The organism is Blautia sp. 210820-DFI.6.14 (assembly GCF_020558815.1).
GTDB lineage: Bacteria > Bacillota > Clostridia > Lachnospirales > Lachnospiraceae > Blautia_A > Blautia_A obeum.
Genome location: NZ_JAJCKS010000007.1, coordinates 19,733 through 43,863 on the forward strand (window position 1 = coordinate 19,733; position 24,131 = coordinate 43,863).

Here is a 24,131-nt window from a genome sequence, read left to right on the forward strand (position 1 = left end):
GTTTTATTCCTTTCCGTTATTTTTCTTTGCAACCAATACCATACGTCCATTTTTCTGGGAATACTCACAAGTAGACAGTGTAAGTAACTTATCTCTGTATTTTGCTGTTGTTCCTGTTTGATAAAGTGATTTTTCCTTAACGGAAACAACAAATTTTTTATAATCAGCCACTGTTCCAGCTTTGATAAAACTGTAATAATCAAAATCATTTCCTGTATAAACAGGCGTTGTAAATGCTGCAAATATCTGATACTGTTCATTTCCCCATATCGTGCGGAACAGGATTGTCGGATGTTCTTCGTAAAATCCTTCGTCCTTATATTTCTCAAGGTCAGCAAACATCTTCCCACTGTTCATGTGATGTCCATATATGATCAGATTGTCCGAATCCCCTAGTACACATTCCTCTGCCAGAAATAAACATCCATTTGCAGAATATTCCCCGTTGAAATCCCGATGCAGATAATAATTTTTATCTCCCGGCCGGTACATGACCGGATAGTCTATTCTCGTTCCATCAATGGTCAGCCAGCCAATACAATCCGGATTTTCTTCATGCAATGCCAAAATTCCAGCATCCACCTCTATCAAAGAATCGCCGGAAACATCTTCTTCCGGTTCATCCTCTCTTTTCTGCATTAGCTCCTGCAGTTCCTGCTGTAACTGATTATCCTGTCTTTCCTGCATAAAAAATCCCATTAAAAAATACAGACTGATCGTAAGCAATATAACAGATATAGAAAGTAACAATCCTGCCACCCATTTTCTCATGCTCTGCTGTCACCCCTTTAACTATCGTCTCTGCCTTTGATGCCGAGTTTTTCACGCTTCTCTACATCTTCTGGTTTCGATGACATTAACGCATAAAGCATAAGGGTATTATCGAATCTGTCCTTAAATGGAATAATTGTATTTCCATAAAAAATCAGCCCTTCTCCCTCTCCACTGTTTGTTACATAGGAAAGCTGGTGTGTTGAAATATTAAGCTGTTTTGCCAGAATCTGTCGATCCCCGGATGCCTGGTTGAGCATCAGGATAAAATCTGAGTTTTCAAAGATATTCTCGATTTCCCTTGAAGCAAGCAGATCTTTTACATTCTGCGTGATACCAGTCGGGATACCGCCCCACTTACGGAATCTCTTCCAGATTTCCACACTGTATGCTGCTGTCTGTTCCTCTTTCAGCAACAGATGGAACTCATCAATATAATATCTGGTGGATTTATGAGCAGAACGGTTGACTGTTACCCTGTTCCAAACCTGATCCTGAACGATCAACATGCCAAGTTTTTTAAGCTGTTTACCAAGGTCTTTAATATCGAAACATACCAGACGATTGTTCAACTCTACATTTGTGCGGTGATTAAACACCTTCAGGGAACCATTTACATAGATTTCCAGTGCAGTTGCCAGCCTCTGCGACTCTGCCTCTTCCTGTTTGCGAAGCAGATTATATAAATCTTCCAGGATTGGCATTTTCTCTGGAATCGGATCAGCAAGATAGTCCTGATATACCAGACGTACACATCGGTCAATGATTGTTTTTTCCACTGGTTCCAGACCGTTTTTTCCTCCTACTACCAGTTCACAAAGCGAAAGGATAAAATCTGATTTTAAAGATAGCGGATCATCATCATCCGCATAATTGATGTTAATATCCATTGGATTGATGTAATCGTGACTGGTCGGAGAAATACGGATAACCTGCCCGTTAAATGCCCGGACTAACGGAAAATATTCACCCTCCGGATCACAGATGATAATGTCGTCTTTTGTGACAATAAATACATTGGTAATCTCTCTTTTTGCCGCAAAAGATTTACCAGATCCAGGAGTACCAAGTATCAGACCATTTGGATTTTTCAGCTTTTTCCGGTCTGCCATGATCAGGTTATTAGACAGGGCATTTAATCCATAATAGATAGATTCCCCACCCATAAACAGTTCCTGCGTTGTAAAAGGGACAAAAATAGCTGTTGACGTGGTAGTTAAGGCCCGCTTGATCGGAATCCAGTTTCTTCCCAGCGGCAAGCTGCTCATAAGTCCCTGTTCCTGCTGATAGTCCAGTCTTTTCAACGCACAGTTATATTTCTGTGCAATACCTGCGGTCTGAAATACCACATTTTCCAGCTCCTGTTTATTTTTCGCTGTATTTAAGAACACCACAGTCACAAGGAACATTCTCTCATTCCTTGACTGTAAATCTTCCAGAAGTCTTTTCGCTTCCCCTCCGTATGTGTTCAGATCAGATGGGATAATATCCATATCATATCCGGAACGTACCGCTTTTTTCTGTTCCTCGATTTTCATACGGTTAATGTCCGTAACCTTACTCTTTACCAGCTTGATTGCTTTCATCTGGTCAATGGACTGGATATGCAGATTCACAAGCAGATTACAGTCCATTTCCAGAAATTCGGCAAGCATTTTATCCGTCAGCTCTGGTGCCAGTATCTGCAGATAGGATACTGCTCCGATGGTATCTCCCATCTGAAAATCCTTTCCATTTTTGAACAGGAAACTGGATGGTGCAATATAATCCTTTGTATTCAACCCGGTACGCAGCATATCATCATAGCTGAACTTGAATGGCACTTTGACATTCTGGTTGAATGTTTCATACATGATCTGCAAACGCTCCGCACCATTTAATGGATACGCAGATACCCCGAAAGCCTTAAAATTATTGAGTATATCTGTTTCGATACGTTCCAGTTTTGGTTTTGCTTCCCGGATATTGTCAGCTTCAATTCCAAATGTAATATACTTGGTTCTGACAAGACCATTATTTCCTTTTGCCAACTGATTTCTGAGCATCTGGGCAAACTCCATACGCAGATCATCAAAGCTGTCATTCTGCTTTTTAATACGGATCACGTCTTCATATTCCGTCATGTTGCTGTGATGATTGATAAAAGACAACTGAAAATGGATGGTGCTGTCAAAATAATTCAGGAAATCACACCAGTTCTCAAAAATCGCATTTTTATCCTCATTCTGTGCCAACTGATAGTTGATGTCATAAAAACGAATCGTTTTTGAATAATACCCATCCTCCACACGACAGATTCCGTCTTTTCCCATTTCCCTGTATGGAATGGACTGCTGTGCGGTAATGTTTTTCCCTTTATTTCTATTGTCTTTATTTGTACTGGATATTTTCTTTACAGTACCTTTCTTTCCGCTGGATTTTACAGAACCCGGCGACTTTGTCTTTTTTTTATGCTTTTCTTCTTTCTTTGCCTGTTTCTGTGCCGCCTTTTCTTCACGAACAGCCTGTTTTGCCGCCTGCTTCGCAAGTTTTCTTTCTTCTTTTTCGTGTGCCTTATGTAATTTCAGTTCATATTTCTGGGCTTTTTTCCAGGCACGTTTTTCCCGTCTGCTTAATTTACGTCTTGGTCTGCGGACACCTCGGTGTCGCTCCAGTGCTTCATACCCAGTAACCATCGGTACTCCCGTCAAACGCTGTCTGTCCTTTGCATAATCTTCTGCCTCGTCCGGATCAAACACTGGTAAACCATCAGCAGAATCCTCTTCATCCAGCCACCAGTCATCCGGATGGGAAAATTCTTCTGTCTGCTCTGGAAGATTCTTATCGTTTCTTACTTTTTCCACGAACGGTACCTCCTTTCGCTTTTATCAAAATTTTCTTTTTTTCATAGAGGTTTTCCACCTCATATTTCCGTACCGGGGGACGGATAAATTTTACTGTAATCACGTTTTTGAGGACTTTCTCTAAAGGAAGTCCATCTTTCTCATACATTGCAAATAAAAAAGCCGGAAGCATCAACAGACACATTCCGGTTGCCGCATTACTCGAACCAAGCAATCCCCTTGACAGGAAATAAAACGGAAGCCCTACTGCCGCTGCAATACCAAAGCAGATAAGCTGTCGTTTTGTAAGGTTGAGAATAATTTTATTTTTCACTTTTGTCAAATCTTTTGGTACTGATACAAAAGCCATTTTCATCGTCTCCTTTTCCACATTTAGTGTGCATTAAAAATACTCTTCGAGAAATTAGCTGTTTTCATAAGACTGAAACACAGTATCACCGTATATGCCATTACACTGAGCAGTGCCGTATGCACATTGTCTGATACCTGTATGTTTGCAACCAGCACAGAATAAATGCCCACGCACACCATGATAAAAAATCCCTGGAATGCCAGTGCGAACAATCCTCTTAAATAATTGCTGCCAATCTGTCCCCATTCCCGGTTGCTCATAGTGGCAAATGGAATTGCACCGATTGACGAATACAGATAAATTTCTATCATACGGCCATATAAAATGACCGTTATAAAAACGGATATAACCTTTAAGCACAGGCTCGCCAGAAGCGTTTCCAGTGCCAGTATAATCAGCTCCCCTACTTCCATTGATTCCATTGCAGTCTCCATCGAGGTGACTACTGAATCAATGTTAATTGCCGTCTGCTGGTTGATAACACCTGCCGCCCGGTTCACTACATTCTGCCCGACATCAAAAATTGCCATTGTGATCGTAAAAGCATTGCTCACGAACCAGACTGCTACCCACATCTTGAAAAAATATTTAAAAAACATCCATGTATCTATGTCATGCATGTTGTTCTTTTCGGTGAGCATGGAAATCAGCTCATAGCACAACACAAAGGTTATGATCATTCCGGCAATCGGTACGATCACAGAATCCGACAGATTTTGGATCAGACTAAAAATACTGCCACTCCAGCCCTGGGGCGTTTGCCCAACCTGACTTGCAATATCACCGGTTTTTTCATTCACATCGGTAAACATGTTCGTCAGGTTTGAGCTGACCATGCCTGTAAGGAGGTTACGCATCCATTCTTCTATGGACTCAAAAATCTTATCCATGCGTGTTCTCCTTTCTTACTGCCCCGGCTAAAACAAATTCGCCAGTAATGGTACAAGCTGTGTACCGATCAGAACGACACCTCCACCTGCCATAAGCTGTTTTATCCCCAATTAGGTGTAAAACTCTGCTCGATGGCGGGCGGCGGCGTACAAAAAATCTATATGGTGTTTTTAAGAGAACCGTCCCGGCGGGACAGGTCAGGCAGTGACCTGTTCCACCTCCGGGATGGGTTTGAGATTAAAATGAATTTCGATAGAAATGTGTCTTGTTTTATCTTCGTCTATGCGCTCATGCACGACGATTTCTTTGATTAAGCGGTTGAGGGTGGCTGCGTCCAGCTCTGTGATGTTGGCGTATTCCTGAATGGCTTCCACCCATTGTTTTGCGTCATTGGCAAGCTGGACTTCATCGGACAGCCGCTTTCTGCCCTCGGACACTTTTGCTTTAAGCTCCGCTTGCTCGGTCTGTGTCTTTTCCAGCATGGTGTTGAAATTCTGTTCACTGATACGCCCTGCAATCATATCCTCATAAAGCCGCATTACCATTTTGTCCAGAACCTCAATCCGTTCCTCGTCCCTTGTGAGGGAGCGTTCCATTGCTTCCCGCTGTTCCCGCTGCTCAGCTTCACAGGTATTGGTCAAGCGGTCGGCAACCGCTTCCCCGTCCATCAGGGCGGCTCTGGCACATTCCCGGATTTTCCGCAACACATGGCTGTAAAGGGTGTCATAATCAATCCGGTGCTGGGTGCAGTGGTTCTTTCCAAAGGCATTGTAGGTCTTGCAGGAGTAAATCCGCTGGGGATGTTTTGCGTTTGTGTAGCGTATCGTCAGCGACTTCCCACACTCGCCGCATTTTATCAGTCCGGCAAACAGGCTGATTTCATTGGTCTGCCCCGGACGCTGGCGGGATTTCAGCTTGTTCTGCACAATATCAAAGCTCATGCAGTCAATCAGCGGTTCATGCTGTCCCTCCACCACAATCCAGTCCTCCGGCTTCTTTTCCCCAATCGTGCCGATTTTGAAGCGGTAGTCCTTTTTCTGGGAAGCAATCGCCCCGGTGTAGACGGGATTCATCAAAAGGTCTTTGATAACGGAGAAGTCCCACATATACCGCCCATTTTCCGGGTCTTTCTTTTCCCATTTGGTACGGGTATTGCGAAGCCCCCGTTCCCGGTTCCACCATGTGGGGCAGGGGATTTTTTCTTCCTCCAGCCGTCTGCGGATATAGTTCGGACCATGACCGTTTAGGGCATATCCGAAAATCAGCCGCACAATCGGGGCGGTTTCCTCGTCAATGAGCAGATGGTTTTTGTCCTCCGGGTCTTTCCGATACCCAAACGGGGCAAGACACCCGGTAAACTGTCCTTTCTGCGCTTTCAGAAGATAAGAGGAATGGACTTTCTTGGAAATATCCTTACTGTACATCTCGTTCAGGATATTCTTGAACGGGGCGATGTCGTTGTTATCCCGCAGGGTGTCGATACCGTCATTCATGGCAATATAGCGGACACCGTTTCTTGGGAAAAAGTCCTCAATCAAATGCCCGGTTTGCAGATAGTTACGCCCCAGTCGGCTGAGGTCTTTCGTGATGACAAGGTTGATTTGCCTGCGCTCAATGGCTCTCAACATTCTCTGTAAATCAGGACGCTCCATATTAAGACCTGTGAAGCCATCGTCCTGATAGACTGCCACAACCTCCCATCCCTGCTTTTCGCAGTATTTTTCCAGCATATCACGCTGGTTTGCGATACTGGCACTTTCGCCTTGCAGGTCATCGTCCTTTGACAGTCTGCAATAGACCGCTGCACGATAACCCCTGGCAAGTGCCGAACCTATTGTTCTGTATTCCATTTCATTCATCATAGCCATTTACCCACACAATCCAGACGGTATCTGGCTCTTTTGAACCTCATCTTCATTATACTTCAAATCTTTCTTTTTAGCAAGATATTCTTTCGTATTTGTCTTTCCGTATTTCTGGGAAATCAGGCTGACGAACACATCGGTTGCGTCCAGCTCCCCGTCAAATACAGTGGTCACATGAATCTCTGTTTTGTTTTTTGCCATAGGCAGTTATCCTCCATACATGAAAATAGCCAGACAGAGGGTGTCGGCAACGAAGTCCGGCAACGGGCTTCAAAAGACCTTGCAAACAATCTCAATCTGGCGATGGTTACTATTTATACTTTTCTTTTATTTTTCTGTTGTTTTGGTTGTTATAAGGGAGAAAAGCCCGGAAATAAGGGGTTTTCCCCGGCAACCGGCTCGGCAACGGGATAGCAACAGAGGGTGCAACGGGCTGTCATTTTCAGAATGGAAGCTCCATCTGTTCTGTGACCTCCACAAAACCATCCATCGTTTTTTCAGACGGGTTGCCGGAGTCCGTTGCCGGGTTTTCACGCTCCCAGCCCTTTTGTCTGCCATATTCTGAAAACATTCTTGGGTTCGGGAAGTACCGCCAGCCGGAAATGCACTGGTTCATAATCTCGTTGATTTCCCGGATTTCCCATTGCTTCGGTTCGTCAAAGGCATGGTTCAAGGCTTCCTTGTAGAGCTGCTTGGAACAGACCATGCTCCCGGTGTACTTATCAAGATACGCCTGTATCATTCCGGCTTTGGTGTCCTCCGGCATAAAATCCCGCTGGTGTTCTTTGAGATACCGCTGCATGGCGGGGCTGAAAGCCAGCTTGAACCTGCCGCTTCGGTAAATCTCCATCGCTTCTGCCCACATCTGCTCGATATAGGCTCTGGAAGCAGCTTCGTCCTCTAAAATGTGAACCTCGGCTTGCTCCGGGTACACCATGACGGGGATAAAGCGGCGGTTGCCGGAACGGTCAAGGGGCAGGAAGTCAAGGGCATTGGAAGTGCCGCCAAACACGCACTGACGGGGGCGGTCTGCCGGGTGGGTTTCATAGGGTATTTTGTAAACCTCTTTCTGCCGGCTTAAAAATGACTTGATTTCCTCAATGCTCTTGGCGTTGGCGGTTGCCATCATTTCTGACATTTCGATAATCCAGTGACCTTGCAGCTTGCGGTACACATTGTCATCGTCCAGCTTCCGCAAATCATCGGAGAACCACTCGTCCCGGACTGCCAGCAGACGGAAGAAGGTGGACTTGCCAGCCCCCTGACCGCCTACCAGACAGAGCATGATTTCAAACTTGCACCCCGGCTGAAAGGCTCGTGAGATTGCACCCAGCAGGAACAGCTTCAATGCTTCATAGGTGTAATCGTCTGCGTCAGCCCCCAGAAAGTGCCGCAGGCAGAAACGGATTCGTTCCGTCCCGTCCCACACAAGGGTATTGAGATAGTCCCGGATGGGATGGTACTTGTTTTCATTCGCCACAATCCCGATGGCGTTATCAATCTTTTTCTCATTGGTAAGCCCGTAGGTTTCTTCCAGATAAAGAAGCAGATACTTCATGTCCGTATCGTTCAGGGCTGTGCTTTCCCTGTGGAAGCCGATGGGCTTTATGATGTCCTTGCGGTCGGTCAGGATGTTGTATGCGATAGCCCCGGAAAGCAGCGGGTCACGCTGGAATACGGTCAGGCAGTTCCGTATGCTCTGACGGACACCGCCTTTCTCGGTAGTTTCCAGCCCCGCCTTGATTTCCTCAACGCTCTGGGGCGGCTGCATGGCGTTCATGGTGTTTTTTAGTTCTTGCTGCGTCTGCGGCTGCAAGCTCTGCCATTCGCTGTTCAAGCTGTATCACATCCTTTCCGTAGTCCGTAATCAAAGCCGCTTTTTCCTCTGTTTCCCCGAACAGCAGCACATCCAGCAGATATTCCACTTGGTCTTGCTTCTGTAAGGCTTCCACAAACCGGGGATGAAAGATTTCCTCTGGGGAGTGCGGGGCATATTCCTTTCTCCACACTCGGAGTAGGTGGAGATAATCGGCAAGGATACGGAAGCAATGGTTTTTTGCTTCCTGAAACTGTTCCTCCGGGGATTTCTGCCGGGACTTGGGCTTTTTTGCCTTTCCCGGCGGTTTCCAGTCCTCATAGGAAAGCCCGAAGTCCTGTGCCAGTTGTACGGCGGCTTCTTTCTTTCCCAGCCCATACAGGGCGGCGGCAAAATCAATCACATCCCCATCCGCACCGCAGCCGAAGCAGTGGTAACGCCGATCCAGCTTCATGCTTGGGGTTTTATCGTTATGGAACGGACAGCAAGCCATCCCGTTCCGACCTACATGGATTCCATAATGCTCCGCAGCCTGTCTTGTTGTGACGGACTGCTTCACAGCTTCAAATACATTCAAATCTGTCCCTCCTTGAAAATAAGAAAAGCACCTGACATTCTCTGATTGAAAATGGCAAGTGCCTGTTAAAGTTCCATATCCTGTTGTTTGTGTTTCGTCTGTGCCGGGACAGTTCTTTGTGCTTTTTTCTCGTCTGCCTTATCCTGCAAGACTTCTTTGATGGGCTGCTTCTTGGGCGGCTCTTTGCTTTCTTCTGTGCCGGGGGTGGCTTTCCGTACCCAGTAGCGGATGTCCCGCAGCTTCTTCAAATCCTCCTGTACCTCGGTCAGTGGTACTTTCAGCTCTGCGATTTCTTCCAGAAGTTTTTCCTGCTCCTCTTGCAGCTCCTTTTGGGTACTGTCCTTATCGTCTGGGTGCTTGGCAAGGTAGGCGGCGGCTTTCGCATACCGGGCAACCTCCGGGTGTTCCTGTTTGAATTTCTCCTTTGTTTTCTTAAAAAATATCTTCTGGTACTTCTCATAGACAGGCTTACATTCCTTGCAGGCTGTCTGGCTGGCAAGAATCCCGTCAATCACTTTGCTGCGGGCTTCCTTTGGCTTCATCTGATTGCGGTAATCTGCGGCTGATTTCCCGGAAGATTCCAGAAATGCTTCTAAGTCCTCCACAGTGGAAAGCCCCTTTTGCCGAAGATAGGACAGGGCTTCGCTGACTGCCTTTAAGTCCTGTGAAGTCCCCCGGTTCTGTCCAGCCCTTGTCCAGTCCTTCCGTTCTTCCTTTCGTATCTCCATGTACTTCATCAGCAGATTGGGAAGAAGTGTCGCTTCCTCCGCCGCCTTTTGTGCAAGCAGCTCTTTCCGTTTTTCTCCCAGCTCGGTAATCCAGCCTTTGAGGTTTTGGATAAGCTGCCGGATGGACTTCATCAGACTGTTGGCGGCTCTGATTTCCCGGTTCAGGTTTCCGATATTCGTCTGGATACCACGCTTTTCCATCTGCCGGACAGCAGCCCCCTCATGGACAGTGGGGACAATATCAAGCCCCTGTCTGGCATAGGAACGCAAGTCCACACGCTCCGGACGGTCATTGGCTTCCAGATAGCGGTTCTGGATGACCTCCCATTCATGCCGCCAGATTTCGCAATACTTCTGGTCGTTCCAATCCACCGTATCCTCCTTGTGGCTTTTCCATCTGCCGGACGGAAGTTTTATCCGTTCCCCGTTTTCGTCAAGGTCATAAACCTTGCGGCTCTTGGGAAGCCATTTTCCATGTTCGTCCATTGCCCTCATAGTGAGCATGACATGGGCGTGGGGATTGTGTCCCGGCGGATGGGGGTCATGGATGGCAAAGTCAGCAATCATGCCTTTGGAAACAAACTGCTTCTGGCAAAACTCCCGGACAAGGACAGCATACTGGTCGGGCGGTATCTCTCTGGGGATGGTAAGCACCCACCGCCTTGCAAGCTGGGAGTTCCATTGTTTTTCCACCGCTTCGGCGGCGTTCCACAAAGTATTGCGGTCTGCATATTCCTGTGGGGCATTAGGTGGGAGCAGGATTTCATTGTGGACGATACCACGCTTTTCCGGGTAGTGCTTCACTTGCTGGTCATATTCACAGAACAGTTTTTCGCCACTCTGGTAAGCAGCGGCGGCAACCGCAGACTGCCGCTGACTGCGCTGAACAATCGTGATTTCGTTGTGTGGACAGGGCATTTCGTGTCCCTCCTTTCGCTAATTGGTGGACGGGGTGGCGTTTTACCACCTCATTTTGGGCAGAAAAAAGCAGGAAACCTTTCTTTCAGATTTCCTGCTCGGTGTGCCGCTGTGTGGGCGGCGGGTATTTAGTTGTAAAAGTTCGGGACAAGTTGACCCGATGTGAAGCTGACGAACTGGAATTTATTTGTTGTTATTTTCTATCAATCCCCAAAACATCATAGTATTCATCACTATACTCAATGCCACTATTGTCAAAGCGAGATTGCAGTTCTTTTACATAGTCATAAGGGTTATCAATAGGGGAAATTTCTAATTCTGTTTCAAGATAACTTAATGTCGCTTTCTGTTCCTCTGTGCGGATTGCTTCTTCCTCTTTGAGGTGTTTTTCAAATTTGTCTTTGTCCATCCAAATAATCTGCTCAATAGGATTAGTAGAACCACAAGCAAGAATAAGTCTCATAAAATCCTCAAAGGTTCTTGCCAGTGGATAAACAAAAACATCTGCACAAGTATCAGGATTGCAGGCAAAAACCATTTCCCCATACGGCTCAATAAAGCAATACATAATACTTCCTTCAAAACCTATTGCCTTTGCATTGGTCGGATAGCAGAAGTAAGAATAAATATCTTCAACTTGTTCAAGACAAATCAAAGAGCCATTTATATTCAGTTCTTTGTATTGGTCAAAAAGTGTTTCCATTTTATCACACTCCTTTACAACTTCTAATTTTTCAGTTCTACAAGTTGGAAGTTGTCGCTATGAAATTTCTTTTTCATCATCTCTTGGTGGTCGGACATAACATAACATTTCTTTTTCACAAGCACCAAATTTTGAGAAATTGGATTTCGCTTCTTTTAGCGTTATTCCATGATTAGAGTCGCTTGGTTCGTTATCAGAAGCAATGAACGGGTCATTCTCCCAAAAACAAACGGGGCAAATATACCCACAATCTTCATTTGCCGGAACATTATAGGTAAAATATCCGCAGCAAGGACATTGGTATTTTTTCATATAAACCTCACGTTTAAGCCTTGACCTCAAATTCCTGATTTATTTCTGACTTTATTATACTTCATCGATTATCGAAAAGATAGCATATTTTATGAAACTTGTCGGCTGGGAACAGCTTGCACCGCAAGGTGTCCCCAACAGGCAAGTCCACAAAAGGGTAGCTGGCGGCAGCCAGCGCAGGGGAAGTGTAGCGTCCCCTGTATGATTTGGAGCAGACCATGACTGCGGAAAATCACAGCCCTCCGGCGAGGAGCCTTCGGAGAACGCAATGCACCAACCTCTGGGTGGTGTATAATTGCGCCCTTAGTAAACTAAGGGGTTTCCGGCTTCTCCCGTTCCAGCAGTTTTTTCAATAGTTCCTGCGTGTCCTGCCTGTGAAAAATGAGTTTCAACAACAGCATGACATCATCATCTGTCAGGCGTTCCGGCTCTTGCAGAAAACTTTCCAGCATACCGCCACGAGTACAGAGCCGGTGCGTCCGTTCCTTTCGGGTAAGCTGCTTTAACTGGTGCTGCAATGCCTTTTCATCATTGATGGCTTTCCGCAGTTTCTTTTCGCTTTTCTCCAACTCCCGATTGAGTTTTTCCAGCTTTGAGGTATCAGGCAAGGGCAGCGTCCTCCTTTCCCGGTATCAGCACATAAATCCTGTTTGGTTCTCCAACGCCCTGACGCACCCGCATGATAAGTCCGGCGTTTTCCAGTTCATTCAAAGAACGCTTGACCGTCATAGAGCTGCGGGACAGGACTGCGGCAATGGCTGTGACAGGGAAGCAGACAAACAGGATTCCGTTCTCGTCCTCCTGCCCATTGGAGAGCATAGCGTCCAACATCCGGCAGTACATGATCTTTGCGGTGCTGCTGACTGGAAACCCTGTCAACGCTCTTGGAAAAGCCATACAGGGCGGCAATGGTGTGTCTATCGTCATAAATTCAAAAATCATTCGGTGTGTTCCTCCTTTTTCTTTGCTCGTTTGGATAAATAACGGGGGCAGTCAATCACAACCGCCCGGAAGCTCTGCTTGCACCCATGCTGGCATTTCCGGCATAATTCGTTGTAAGTGACACGCCCCCGGTCATTGAGGTAAAAAGAAAGCTCATGCTTCCTCTTTTTGCTCATTCTCGGCATATTGCGCTTCCTCCCGTTTTCGTGTATGGTTTCGGGGCGATTTTCGGCAAAATTACAGCCATAGAGCCGCCTAAAATCTCCCGAAGTATCAGAGATAGGGTAGACTATCCCCCTATCAGATTGTCGTGTTTCGGTATCATTTCGGTGTCAGTTCGCCAGTTCTCCCCGGTGTCGTTCCTCCCCTGAATCTCACAGCGGCGTATCGCTCCCTTTGGTATGCTCGTTTTGGTCAGGGTTCCTCCATATCCCTGCCAAAAGTCATGGCACTACATCGCCGGGGAAGCATATCCCACACAGGCTGGTCATTCGATTGGAATAATCCATCGATGAACTACCTGTATCATAGAACATTTTTGTGCCCTGTGCCGTATGTCCACAAAGTAGGAATTCGGGGTAAAAATCAGAAATTTCCACGATTGCGGAATTGATATGGTATAATCAATTCAACGGTTATAAATGTCGTTAGAAAGGGGGAACTGCTTCAATGAACGGAGCTACTACAATACAGGAACGGCTAAAAGATTTACGATTAAACAAAGGATTAAAACTGGAAGAACTGGCTGAGCAAACGGGTATTTCAAAATCGGCTCTTGGCAGTTATGAAAAAGACGACTATAAGGAAATCAATCATGGCAACCTTATCCTGCTGGCAGATTTTTATGGGGTGTCCCTCGATTATCTCTTTTGCCGGACAGAGAACCGGGCGGAGATCAACACGTCATTGACGGAGCTGCATTTGAATGATGAGATGGTAGCACTTCTGAAAAGCAGTCGGATTAACAACCGTCTGCTCTGTGAGCTTGCCACACATAAAGATTTTATCAAGTTTCTTGCAGACATTGAGATTTATGTGGACGGGATTGCCACCATGCAGATTCAAAATCTCAATGCACTTGTCGATACCGTCCGGCATGAAATCATTGAACGGTATCGCCCCGGCGAAGATGACCCGCATTTGAAAGTGCTGCAAGCCGCCCATATCAGCGATGATGAGTATTTTAGTCACATGGTTCTGGATGACCTCAACCTCATTATCCGGGATATTCGGGAAGCCCACAAAAAGGACAGTGAGAGTGCACCCCAGACCACCGTTGCCGATGAACTGAAAGAAAATCTGGAAGCGGTCGAAAATTTCAAGGGCAGCCGGGATGAAAAGCTGGTTGTCCTTTACTGCAAGCAACTTGGTATCAACTATAAAAATCTGTCAGATGAAGAATTTCGCTGGCTCATTCGGATTCTCAAAAAATCAAAGAAAATGGGAACGCCTATCAGCCAAAGGAAAAAACGGTAAAGAAAAACCGCTGTTGCATGGTTTGTTAGCTTCCATGTAGCAGCGGTTTTTACTGTGGTTATTCAGTTGAAAATCAGAACGATAAACTGGGATTTACGAAAATCTTTTTTGAATCTTATACAGCCATATACTACAAATAACAGCTATAAATAATATAAATATAACTGCAATAGAAATAGCATAATCTTTCGGTAATATAACTGCAATCACTCCAGAGAACAAAAGACAAATTCCTATCAATAAAACAGGCTTTCCTAATGCTTTTGCATATCCTTTTCTGTCGTTTGTGGTTTCAAATACTTTGCCATGAACAGAAGAATAATTTCCTTTTAATAGAGAAAAACTAACAAATATGAGAAGAGCAGAACAGAACCACATCATTATACTAAAGCCTATCATAATATATCCCTCCATCAATTCTAATTTTCTTAGTTCTATAAACTGAAATTTTGTTATTTCATTTTTTCTTGACACTCGCTACATTCTTTATCGTGAATAGAAATAATGCCACCGCATTTAGGACAAGTATATTTTATTTTCTGCTGTTCCATGAAATGTTCCAAACCATGTCCTTGAACAAAACGGCTATTTTCTATAAGACTTGCTTGATACCGTTTATTATAGCTTTTTTCAAGATTTTTAATCAACTTACATGGATATTCAGCACATTCAAAACAATAGGATAACGATTTTCCTTTGATGCAATCCTTTATTTTGCATTTACGACAATGTTCTGGTTTCCCTTTATCACTATTCAAGCACCCAGAACAAGTTTTTTTATTGTAACAGTGCTTATAACAAACCTTACAATTCATTCCGCATGGGGCAAACATGCTTATATCAATTTTTTCTTTTGACATTTTCATAGTTGTTTACTCCTTTCAACAAATTCTTATTTGTCATAATCATTCTACCATACCGTTATGAATAAATCATCTCTTGCAAAATAATTTCTTCTGCCCGGTTGTGAATGTTATTGCAACGCCGCACCCATTCCATTTGTTGGGTTCGTTTCAATTCCTCGGTCACGCCCTCGGCATCTTTAATCTGCTCCATGATGGTGTCTAACCGTTCCTGTGCCTGTTCGTTCAGGTCTGCAAGGTATGTCCATAACTCCCCTGTCAAGGTCAAGGTGTTCAATTTGGCTGGGTGGACTTCTCTTAAATACTCCCGGTGCATCCGTCCGTACTTTCCGATAGGGCGGTGTTCCTCCGGCAGCTTCAAATCTGGGATATAGTAATCTCCGACAAGGATATAATCAATTCCGTTTTCCGTTATTCTTGGTTTCAATTCGCTCATGCTCCTTACCTCCTGTGGAAGCAGGCTCGTCTGATACTAACTCAATCACATCGGTAATCTCACAATTCAGCGTTTCGCAGATACGGGCTAATGTATCCATGCTGATGTGCTTTCCCTCTTTGCTCATGTTGGCAATCATATTCGTTGTCATACCAGCAGCAAGCCTTAAATCTTCTTTTCTCATATCACGCTCTAACAGTGTATGCCAGAGTGGTTTATAGCTGATGTGCATATTGCTTTCCCGCCTTCCTATCCATACCACCGGGGCGGCTGCCCCGGCAGGAACTTTTCTCTTATTATAGCACCAATCTTGTGAAATCACAATTTATTCTTGTGGACTGCCGCTGATACCGTCTGGATTGTGCTTTTCCTTTCTTTTTGTTCCCTTTAATTAGCCATGAACTGCTTGATTCCCTGGGACTTGGCTCCGGGATTGTCATTTCCATATCCTTCCAGGAGATTGATAACTCCCCAAACTGCCAGACCAGCTCCGATTGCAACAACCAGAGTCTGTAAAATATTAATTGCAGATGTAAAAAACGCCATAATCTATGTTCTCCTTTCGTAACTGCTGTTTTCATTGTGATTTTTTAACGGTTACTACTCGGAGGGTTCCGCCCTGATGGGCGGTCTTTCATGCTTACGCATATCGCTACCTCCCAAAAGGGCATAAAAAAAGAGCTATGTATGTTTTACGTTACATGCTCTGTGCCTTCATTTTCACTATTTGATTGTTCTTCCAGTTCACTGCCTTCATACATATAAAGGTCGAACTGTTCTTCCGGATCTAACCGGACTTCCATCTGATGTTTCATGTATTCTTCCACATGGAACTCATTCTTTTTATCATAATCGGATAACTGCTTATACCGTTTATGTTTTGTAATATCAAATTTATCACTGTAAAACGGACGGACACCACGAAGCTGTAAAATACACTTGTTGCCGTCCATGACTGCCAGTTCATCCCGGCTCATCAGTTCTTTTCCTGTTTTCTGATAGTTCAGACCATAAGACCTGCTCTGTCCTCTTGTATCAGAAGTGTTATATAAGTCAATGGTTTCCTTACCCAGTGTTTCTGAAATTTCTTTCAGAGTGGTACTTTCCTTACCTCCAAGGAATAACATTGTGTCGCAATTCCCGGTAATGGTTTCGGCTGCATCCTTGTAAATGGTCTTGAGCTGCGACTGGGACTGGAGTATAATAGAAGCAGAAATTTCCCTGCTTCGGATCGTTGCAATCAGCTTATCGAACTTCGGAATCTGACCGATATTTGCGAACTCGTCACAGAGGATTCTTACATGATAAGGCAGTCTTCCATGATGAACGTCATCGGCTCTATCACATAACAGATTGAAAAGCTGACTGTACATCATGGCAACCACAAAGTTAAATGTATCATCCGTATCAGAGATTACAATAAACAATGCAGTTCTTTGATCTCCGATCATATCCAGCTCCATCTCATCATAAGACATAAGCTCCCGCAGTTCCGCAATATCAAAGGGTGCGAGTCTGGCACCACAACTGATTAAAATACTTTTTGCTGTCTTTCCTGCAGCCAGCTTGTATTTTTTATACTGCCTTACTGCAAAATGATTCGGCTCGTCTCTTTCCAGCTCCTCAAATAACAGATCCACTGCATTTTTAAACTCTTCATCTTCTTCCCTGGTTTCACTGGCATTGATAAATTCCAGCAGGGTTGAAAAATTCTGTTCTTCCTCTGGTGCTTCATAATAGATATAACCAATCAAAGCACAATACAGCAGACGTTCCGCTTTTGTCCAGAAATCCTCGGAAGATTTTTCTCCCTCTCCTTTGGTATTTACCATGATCGTATTTACCAGTTTCAGAATATCTTTTTCCGAACAAATGTAATGAAACGGATTATAGTGCATACTTTTGGCAAAGTTGATAGTATTCAGCACCTTGATTTTGTAAGGAGCCATTACCACTCTGCCATTTTTATCACGCAGGATTTTCCCATTTTTATCTTTCTTCGGTGTCCCTCGTGCTAACATCTTACCACATTCTACGATAATTGTCCCCTTGGGTACTATTTCGTCAAGTAGGAATTTCAATAAATGCTTATTTTTTTCTAAATGCCAGCAAGCCCAGTATTTATGCTGGATTACGGACTTCCATATCTAACTCTGCCTTCATAATTTTCATTACTTTTTCCTGCATGGTCATGCTAGAGTTTTGATTAAAATAGTAATTAACCTGATAACAGGTATTCCCGATTTTCTTTTCATAATCTGGATTTTTTTCTTTTGTAGTCTGAACTATATTTTTATCTTCCATAAATTTTCTCCTTTCGCTAAATTGCCCGACAGAGAGAAGGATTGTTTTGTCTCTGCCGGACGTATTCATTTAAAGCTTTAATTTGCAACTGGCAACAACATGGTTGAAACTTTCTTTCAAGTGTTTTTCACCACTCATTTTCCCAATTTATAACACTACTATTTTCTTTTTTGAAATATCTTGTTGCCACCTAGTAAAAATAGCTGTAAATCCTTTAAAATCAGTGGTTTTCGGCGGATACAATAGTGGCAACAACCGATAACCAACCGGGTAAAAATCAGCCTTCCGGCTTCAAAAACTGTCCTCTTTCTCTGTCGGGCTAGTTAAAAGGAAGTGCCATCTGTTCGGCTTCGGAAAGGTCAATAAATCCCTCTCCTCCTTCGTTGTTGCCACCATCTGTATCTCCCCGAATCCAGCATCTCTGCTTCCCATACCCTTCCTTTGTAAAGCGATGATATCCGCCTCTCTTCCACCCGATAATCTGAGTATCCATGATCTGACAGATTTCATTTGTCTCAAATTTCTTCGGCTCTCCGTCATAATGGTTAAAGGCATTTTTCCAAAGCTGAATAGAGCAGACATAATTTCCGTCATAGCTGTCAAGCCACCCTTGAATCATTCCTGCCATTGTATCTTCCTGCATGAACTGTTTCCGATATTCATTGATATTAAATTCCATCTCACTGTCAAACCGCAGTAATTCCGATTTATTTTCAGCTGCATTAAGCAATACCATTGCTTCTGCCCACAGCTGGTCAAAATACTCTCTGGCTTCTGGCTCATCATCAAGAATGTGCTTCTCTGCTTTGCTGCTATCAATTTCAATCGGCAGAAATCTTCTTGCCCCGGTACGATCAAACGGAATGAACTGCCGGTTATTTGATGATCCAGCAAACACACATTGCCTTGGTCTGTCTTCCTCATATTTTTCATAAGGATTTCTGTGGGTTTCCTTCATTCTTGATAAGAAAGATTTTGTTTCTTCGATACTCTTTGCACTGATTGCAGCTGTCATCTCCGACATCTCCAAAATCCAGTGTCCCCGAAGTAATTCATAAGGTTTTTCCATATTCAGGTTTTTCAAGCTGTCTGAAAACCACTGATCGTCCAGTGCCAGAAAGCGGAAAAAAGTGGATTTTCCCGCCCCCTGCTGTCCTACCAGACATAACATTTCATCAAATTTACACCCTGGACAGTAGATGCGGTTTAAGGCTCCCATCATAAAATGTTTCAGCATTTCATAAACCATATCCGAATCGTCCGCACCCATATACACTTTCAATACATTACGGATTCTTTCTTTCCCGTCCCATTCAAGAGTTTCTAAATATTCACAAATGGGGTGGTATTCTTTACTGTATGCTTCCAGATCCAATGCATCGTCCATAACACTTTCATTGAACAGACCATAATATTTTTCAAAGAAATACCGAAGTGCTTTTCTTCCTTTGTTCGTTAATACACATGGTTCTTTATTCCACCAGAGAACTTTTGTTACGTCAATTTTCTCTGTCAATCGGTTATATCGAAGACTACCTACTAACAGCGGATCTTTTCTTAATACGGTCACATAATTCTCCATTGAATTTTTGACTGTCCCTTTTTCCGTCATATTCAGGGTTTCTCTGATTTCCCGACAGTCCCCCGGGTTCACCATAAGAATCATTTTCTTTATCAAATCTTTTTCCTCTTTCATTGAAATATCTTTTACATTTTCGCTCAATATTCTCTATCTCCTCTCGCTTTTCTCTCACTATTGTTTCTTTGTCCGCAGGCTCTCCAAACAGCAAGGTATCCAGATAATAATTAACAATCACAAGTTCTCTCAGGGCAGTTGTAAATCTATCGTTCCATTCTTCTGTTCTTGTTTTGGGTCTGTACTTTTCTTTCCATTCCAGCAACATAATCCGATAATCCAGATAAGCTTTCAGGCATCTCATATATTCTTTTTCCCATTGTTCTTCTGGTGTCGGTTCTGGCTTTCTCACCAAAATGTTTCTTCTGCTTTCCAAGGAATCTCTTCCTCTGGCAGAGTAGTTAATTCCAAAATCATCTGCCAGTTTCATTGCCGCATCTCTTAATCCCAGTCCAAATAACTGTGCTGTAAAATCAATCGCATCTCCTGTGCAGCCACAGCCGAAGCAGTAATATCTTCGGTCTACTTTCATACTGGGCGATTTATCATTATGAAAAATACAGCGAATCAGCCCACTCCTGTTTGGCTTCAATCCATACATCTCCGCAGCCTGCCGGACGGTTACATTCTGTTTCACGTCATCAAATAATCCCAATTCATTTCCTCACTTTCTCAAATCTGCTTCCCAAATCTGGGAAGCAAGTTTTCAATAAAAACAAAAAAGCACTCTGTCCTATCCTTACGGAATCAACAAAATGCCCTACATCTCTAAATCTCTGGAATGTGATTTTCCTTTTTTCAGTTGTTTTCTCTCCGCCTCTTCTCTTTGAATCTTTGCTACATTCAGTGCAAGTTTTTCTCTGATAGATGGCTTCACTTCTTTTCTGATTTCCTCCACAACCGCTTTTTTCTTTTCCGGCTGTTTCAACTGGCTGGTAATCCTTATGACTATCTTCTCCATCGCAGTTTCAATTTTCTGTATCAAACCATCCAATCTTTTTATTGCATATTCCTTTTCTCTTCGGGAAGCTTTATGCTTCGGATCTTGAATCCACTTTTTTGAATCTTCCGCCAGACGGATATCATCTCTTCTGGTAGCCAGCATTGCTTCTTTTGCCACTTTCTCCACAGCCTTGTCATATGCTTCACTGGAGACTTCATCAAGCAAAGTTTCTACATCTTCAATACGAACTGTAAGCTGTTGCAACTCCTGTTTCTGTTCTTCAATCAGATCACCTTGTTTAAATATCCGATCAGAATTATTTGCAAATTCTTTGTCCTGCTGTTTTATTTTTTCTTCCTGTGACTGGATAATTTCTTCGTTTGCATTTACACGACTTGATTGTTTTGCAAGTTCCAGACGATTTTCATTTACCTTATCTATCTGCATAAGGATTGTTTCCTGTCGGTCTGCAATCTCTTTTTTCTGCTTCATACGGATATAATCCTGTTTCTCCAGATACTGTCGCCCACCATAAGCTGGTTCTTCATCAAGTTCCAATCCATGCCGTTTACAGATATCCAGAAACATCGCCCGGCAGGCAGAATCAAAAACGACCTTACGGTTATTTGTCTTTGATCTCTTCTTTTCTGGATTTGGAAGTTCAAAGCCAAGTTCTTCCAGTGCTGCTTCCTGTTTTGGCTCAATCTCTCCATATCGGTTTGTAGCATCAAATACATGACGCTCATGGATATGAGGAGTTGCTTCGTCCATATGCAGTGACCAGTCAATGATATGAACATTAGAGCCAAACCGCTCATCAAATTCTTTTTTAAATTCATCAAAAACCCTGATCAATGTCTCTACAGAAGCATGTTCATCTATCGTCCCCAGCTGATAGATACTTTCTTCAGGGCAGGTCTTTTTATTTTTCAAAATCTCTTCCACACCTTTGCATCTGTCTGGGTGTCGAGCTTTCTCATGTCGCTTATTTTGGTTAATCACATAGTCACTGTAATGCTCCGAATAGTAAGCCATTTCAATCTGGCTAAAAGAAAAATTATCCTCTTTTCCCCGGTCTTCCATTGTGGTATATCCCTGATAGCAGTCCCAGTAAATATTTTGGCGAACTCTTTCATTGTCGATATGCTCACTGTGTTCTGGATCAAATCTCCGATCATTGTGAAGCGGATTATAAACTCCATCTTTTCCAGATCGTCCGTTATGCCTTGTTCCTTTCAATTCACATTTCCCCTTTCTTTCATGTTTTTCCCCGAGTGGAATTGCAGCGAAGCTGCTAAAAGTCTCTGTCTCCGTTACAGACAGTACCCAGTACCATATGGCGAAACGCCATATCACTGGGCAATGGCTGCCGCCCTTAACCTGCTAAAGGGCTTCGCCCCTTAACCCCAGCAAGGTGCTGCCACCCTTTGCAATCCTGCCACAAAGGACTCACCGCCCTCTGTACTCCCGTCAGCCAAAACAAAACTCTTGTCGCTGTCCCTTCGACAAAATTTCTGTTCCGTCTGTTTTTCAAAAATCCTCTGAATCGGATTTTGTGAAAATAAAAAAGCCGACACATTTCAGACCTTTCTCAAAAGTCCCAATCGTATCGGCTTAATCCATTTGACCTGTGCGGTCATATTCAGTTTGCCCGGCAGATTAGATCACTACCTTTTCTAATGAGCAAAACAAAAGGCACTAACTTTTTTACGGTTAATGCCCTTTGGGTTAATCATTATTGAAATAAACTTTTTTTCACAGTTTCACTTACAACATCTATTAAAAGCTGTCTCATCGAATTTTTTAATATATCTCCTGCACTCTTTATTCCCTTCTTATATTTTGCAATGGCTATTGGCGTTGCCGGAGTTTCAGTAATAAGATCTGGAATAGCAGTTTTTATTAACTCTTTCATCGGCTCATCCAATTCATCTTCTAAAGAAACTAACATTACTGCATTATCCAAAATCATTTTTGTCCAAGGATATGGTGCTCCACAATTATAGCAATAGTCTGGTCTGTTATAGCTTCCCGACAAATCAACAATCCCTTCTACTTCGTATTTCCCACGAATAGGAGAATTACACTCAGGACATTTTGAATATGTTTCTTTTCCACATTTGGAACAAAATTTTTGATAATTTTCTTGATATTTACTAACAACATGACCGTTTAAACAAATTGTAGCATTATTATAATGTCCCATCTTTTATTCCTCCACTTCAACAAAATCTTCTTCCATCTTTAAATCAAAAATAGTTTCTTCTATAACTTGTACGCATTCATCAGTATTCTTCAAAATGTCTTTTCCCCAAAATCTTATAACTGTCCAACCTTCAAACAATAACTGCTTTTCAATTTCTATATCCCGTTCTCTATTTCTTGATATTTTCTTTATCCAATAGTCACTGTTTTTTGCTTTTTGTAATTTCGGTTTAAGTACTTCCCAATCTTTTCCATGAAAGAATTCACTGTCACAGAATATTGCAATCTTATACTTAGTTAAAACAATATCTGGCTTTCCCGGCAACTTCTGATAATTTTTTCTATATCTATATCCTCTACTCCATAATGCCTTTCTCAACGCAAGTTCTATTTTTGTATCCTTGCTTTTTATATTTTGCATATTTTTCTTTCTTTGTTCAGTTGTCAGATTATCTGCCATTCTATCAACCTTCTGTATTTTACTTAATTGCCTCTAAAATGCTTTCAGCAATTCTATTTATGACTGGAACACAAACTGAATTGCCCGCTTGTTTGTATAAACGAGCATCGCTTTGTTTCGGAAGTTTATAATCTTTTGGGAATCCCTGCGTATTAAAGCATTCTCTTGGTGTCATTTTGCGTAATCCATATTTTGTTTTCACAATGCACACATTATGACCGCCTTCCCCCTGATTGGCAGTAAGTGTAGGAACTACTCCACTTTTATTCTGTCGGACATATTTTCTTCTCCACTGGTAAATAGCTGGGTGATTTATATCTTCATCCTTTGTTGCTTCAACCAACAACTTATAAATGTCCCCTTTATATTTTCCTTCTGTATAATAATACTTATCATCAACCTTTCCTTCAAAGTCAATAATATCTTTAACAGTTGTTGTTAATGGAATTGACAGTGGCCAATGAAATTTATTGAGATCTTCTTCATCTTTAAATGCAACAATATAAATACGTTCCCTGTTTTGAGCCATATTTCCATAATTCATAGCATTCAACACTTGATAAGTATAATGATATCCCAATAAGTCTAATTGTTCACATATCACTCTAAATGTGTTTCCATTATCATGTCCAACTAGATTTTTAACATTTTCAAATAATGCAACTCTTGGCTTGTTTGCTTCGACCATACGCATAAGCTCAAAGAAAAGTTCTCCTCTTCCCTTCTTGTCCTCAAAGCCCTGACGATATCCAGCAATAGAAAATGCCTGACATGGAAATCCTCCTATAATTACATCTGTTTTTGGAACATCCTCCACAGGAACCATATGAATATCTCGCTGATCAACTTTTACTTCCGGATAATTCAATTCAAATGTTTCACTCGCATATGAATCAAACTCATTTGCATATACCGTTCTAAAAGCTCCGGTTTCCTCAAATCCTAAATCTATACCGCCTACACCGGCAAAAAAAGATGCAACACTAAACATTATTATTCTCCTTATTCCGTAATGTGATTATATTATCACATATTGCGGCGCGCCGCAATATCGGTTTATAAAAGGCAGAGATAAAACACTCTGCCTTTC

The 24,131-nt window shown here is 43.0% G+C and carries 28 protein-coding genes and 2 pseudogenes; 2 read left to right on the plus strand and 28 right to left on the minus strand.

Annotation, left to right across the window (positions count from 1 at the left end; translation table 11 throughout):
* Nucleotides 1-3: 3 nt before the first annotated feature.
* The 7 genes and pseudogenes from srtB to LI112_RS07470 form a co-directional block, all read right to left on the minus strand.
* Complete coding sequence (srtB, locus tag LI112_RS07440; protein WP_118741647.1) at nt 4-771, minus strand: class B sortase; 768 nt, start codon at nt 769-771, stop codon at nt 4-6.
* Nucleotides 772-788: 17 nt separating this feature from the next.
* Nucleotides 789-3,614 (minus strand): VirB4-like conjugal transfer ATPase, CD1110 family, encoded by a 2,826-nt coding sequence (locus LI112_RS07445; RefSeq protein WP_195983143.1) that lies wholly within the window; start codon nt 3,612-3,614, stop codon nt 789-791.
* Nucleotides 3,592-3,963 (minus strand): PrgI family protein, encoded by a 372-nt coding sequence (locus LI112_RS07450; RefSeq protein WP_227190462.1) that lies wholly within the window; start codon nt 3,961-3,963, stop codon nt 3,592-3,594. Before LI112_RS07450 ends, LI112_RS07445 begins: the two co-directional genes overlap by 23 nt.
* A 23-nt stretch (nt 3,964-3,986) precedes the next feature.
* Nucleotides 3,987-4,856, minus strand: coding sequence for a VirB6/TrbL-like conjugal transfer protein, CD1112 family (locus LI112_RS07455; protein ID WP_015543459.1), 870 nt, complete (start codon nt 4,854-4,856; stop codon nt 3,987-3,989).
* A gap of 27 nt (nt 4,857-4,883) precedes the next feature.
* A pseudogene (locus LI112_RS07460) lies at nt 4,884-4,964 on the minus strand (Maff2 family mobile element protein); the annotation flags it as partial.
* 90 nt (nt 4,965-5,054) lie between these two features.
* Nucleotides 5,055-6,725 (minus strand): recombinase family protein, encoded by a 1,671-nt coding sequence (locus tag LI112_RS07465; RefSeq protein WP_173738879.1) that lies wholly within the window; start codon nt 6,723-6,725, stop codon nt 5,055-5,057.
* The gene (locus LI112_RS07470; protein WP_004612761.1) at nt 6,726-6,923 is read right to left on the minus strand and encodes a hypothetical protein; all 198 of its coding nucleotides are present in this window, start codon (nt 6,921-6,923) and stop codon (nt 6,726-6,728) included.
* Here LI112_RS07470 and LI112_RS18360 point away from each other — a divergent pair.
* Entirely contained in the window at nt 6,897-7,136 is a 240-nt protein-coding gene (locus tag LI112_RS18360) for a hypothetical protein (RefSeq protein WP_021682886.1), read from the plus strand. The genes LI112_RS07470 and LI112_RS18360 overlap by 27 nt on opposite strands.
* Nucleotides 7,137-7,164: 28 nt before the next feature.
* Here the strand turns inward: LI112_RS18360 and LI112_RS07475 are convergent, their stop codons facing one another.
* The 8 genes from LI112_RS07475 to LI112_RS07510 form a co-directional block, all read right to left on the minus strand.
* A complete protein-coding gene (locus LI112_RS07475; RefSeq protein WP_118554113.1) occupies nt 7,165-8,502 on the minus strand; it encodes a virulence-associated E family protein in 1,338 nt (445 codons plus the stop codon).
* Nucleotides 8,471-9,115: a CHC2 zinc finger domain-containing protein gene (locus LI112_RS07480; protein ID WP_117930459.1), complete on the minus strand. Its 645-nt coding sequence runs from the start codon at nt 9,113-9,115 to the stop codon at nt 8,471-8,473. Before LI112_RS07480 ends, LI112_RS07475 begins: the two co-directional genes overlap by 32 nt.
* A gap of 65 nt (nt 9,116-9,180) precedes the next feature.
* Entirely contained in the window at nt 9,181-10,761 is a 1,581-nt protein-coding gene (mobQ, locus tag LI112_RS07485) for a MobQ family relaxase (RefSeq protein WP_006873178.1), read from the minus strand.
* 193 nt (nt 10,762-10,954) lie between these two features.
* A complete protein-coding gene (locus LI112_RS07490) occupies nt 10,955-11,464 on the minus strand; it encodes a hypothetical protein (protein ID WP_006873177.1) in 510 nt (169 codons plus the stop codon).
* A gap of 57 nt (nt 11,465-11,521) precedes the next feature.
* Nucleotides 11,522-11,776, minus strand: coding sequence for a CPCC family cysteine-rich protein (locus LI112_RS07495; protein ID WP_006575072.1), 255 nt, complete (start codon nt 11,774-11,776; stop codon nt 11,522-11,524).
* Nucleotides 11,777-12,087: 311 nt separating this feature from the next.
* Nucleotides 12,088-12,384 carry a DUF3847 domain-containing protein gene (locus tag LI112_RS07500; protein WP_002594808.1) on the minus strand — a complete coding sequence of 99 codons (297 nt, stop codon included), beginning with the start codon at nt 12,382-12,384 and terminating at the stop codon, nt 12,088-12,090.
* Nucleotides 12,377-12,718, minus strand: a complete 342-nt coding sequence (locus tag LI112_RS07505) for a DeoR family transcriptional regulator (protein ID WP_015524256.1) — start codon at nt 12,716-12,718, stop codon at nt 12,377-12,379. The genes LI112_RS07500 and LI112_RS07505 overlap by 8 nt, the downstream gene beginning before the upstream one ends.
* Nucleotides 12,715-12,903, minus strand: coding sequence for a hypothetical protein (locus tag LI112_RS07510; protein WP_002304353.1), 189 nt, complete (start codon nt 12,901-12,903; stop codon nt 12,715-12,717). Before LI112_RS07510 ends, LI112_RS07505 begins: the two co-directional genes overlap by 4 nt.
* Before the next feature lie 484 nt (nt 12,904-13,387).
* On the opposite strand from LI112_RS07510, the gene LI112_RS07515 reads away from it, so the two are divergent.
* On the plus strand, nt 13,388-14,194 hold the full coding sequence (locus LI112_RS07515) for a helix-turn-helix transcriptional regulator (protein ID WP_227190463.1): 807 nt from the start codon (nt 13,388-13,390) through the stop codon (nt 14,192-14,194).
* 93 nt (nt 14,195-14,287) lie between these two features.
* On the opposite strand, the gene LI112_RS07520 is transcribed toward LI112_RS07515, so the two are convergent.
* The 13 genes and pseudogenes from LI112_RS07520 to LI112_RS07580 form a co-directional block, all read right to left on the minus strand.
* Nucleotides 14,288-14,593 carry a hypothetical protein gene (locus tag LI112_RS07520; RefSeq protein ID WP_021425049.1) on the minus strand — a complete coding sequence of 102 codons (306 nt, stop codon included), beginning with the start codon at nt 14,591-14,593 and terminating at the stop codon, nt 14,288-14,290.
* A gap of 53 nt (nt 14,594-14,646) precedes the next feature.
* Nucleotides 14,647-15,060, minus strand: coding sequence for a DUF3795 domain-containing protein (locus tag LI112_RS07525; RefSeq protein ID WP_117505909.1), 414 nt, complete (start codon nt 15,058-15,060; stop codon nt 14,647-14,649).
* Nucleotides 15,061-15,115: 55 nt separating this feature from the next.
* Nucleotides 15,116-15,493, minus strand: a complete 378-nt coding sequence (locus tag LI112_RS07530) for a TnpV protein (protein ID WP_227190464.1) — start codon at nt 15,491-15,493, stop codon at nt 15,116-15,118.
* Entirely contained in the window at nt 15,453-15,725 is a 273-nt protein-coding gene (locus tag LI112_RS07535) for a helix-turn-helix transcriptional regulator (RefSeq protein WP_009274451.1), read from the minus strand. Before LI112_RS07535 ends, LI112_RS07530 begins: the two co-directional genes overlap by 41 nt.
* 155 nt (nt 15,726-15,880) lie before the next feature.
* On the minus strand, nt 15,881-16,039 hold the full coding sequence (locus LI112_RS07540; RefSeq protein WP_002595213.1) for a Maff2 family mobile element protein: 159 nt from the start codon (nt 16,037-16,039) through the stop codon (nt 15,881-15,883).
* Between the two features lie 146 nt (nt 16,040-16,185).
* Nucleotides 16,186-17,574, minus strand: a pseudogene (locus LI112_RS07545) (VirD4-like conjugal transfer protein, CD1115 family); the annotation flags it as partial.
* Nucleotides 17,575-17,614: 40 nt separating this feature from the next.
* A complete protein-coding gene (locus LI112_RS07550) occupies nt 17,615-17,797 on the minus strand; it encodes a transposon-encoded TnpW family protein (RefSeq protein WP_227190465.1) in 183 nt (60 codons plus the stop codon).
* Nucleotides 17,798-18,116: 319 nt separating this feature from the next.
* Complete coding sequence (locus tag LI112_RS07555; protein WP_195656027.1) at nt 18,117-19,367, minus strand: virulence-associated E family protein; 1,251 nt, start codon at nt 19,365-19,367, stop codon at nt 18,117-18,119.
* Nucleotides 19,330-20,088, minus strand: coding sequence for a CHC2 zinc finger domain-containing protein (locus LI112_RS07560; RefSeq protein ID WP_227190466.1), 759 nt, complete (start codon nt 20,086-20,088; stop codon nt 19,330-19,332). The genes LI112_RS07555 and LI112_RS07560 overlap by 38 nt, the downstream gene beginning before the upstream one ends.
* A 105-nt stretch (nt 20,089-20,193) precedes the next feature.
* On the minus strand, nt 20,194-21,615 hold the full coding sequence (locus LI112_RS07565; protein ID WP_227190467.1) for a serine/arginine repetitive matrix protein 2: 1,422 nt from the start codon (nt 21,613-21,615) through the stop codon (nt 20,194-20,196).
* A gap of 496 nt (nt 21,616-22,111) precedes the next feature.
* Nucleotides 22,112-22,582 (minus strand): DUF2321 domain-containing protein, encoded by a 471-nt coding sequence (locus tag LI112_RS07570; protein WP_227190468.1) that lies wholly within the window; start codon nt 22,580-22,582, stop codon nt 22,112-22,114.
* Between the two features lie 3 nt (nt 22,583-22,585).
* Nucleotides 22,586-23,041, minus strand: a complete 456-nt coding sequence (locus LI112_RS07575; RefSeq protein ID WP_227190469.1) for a very short patch repair endonuclease — start codon at nt 23,039-23,041, stop codon at nt 22,586-22,588.
* A gap of 19 nt (nt 23,042-23,060) precedes the next feature.
* Complete coding sequence (locus LI112_RS07580) at nt 23,061-24,032, minus strand: DNA cytosine methyltransferase (RefSeq protein WP_227190470.1); 972 nt, start codon at nt 24,030-24,032, stop codon at nt 23,061-23,063.
* Nucleotides 24,033-24,131 lie beyond the last annotated feature (99 nt).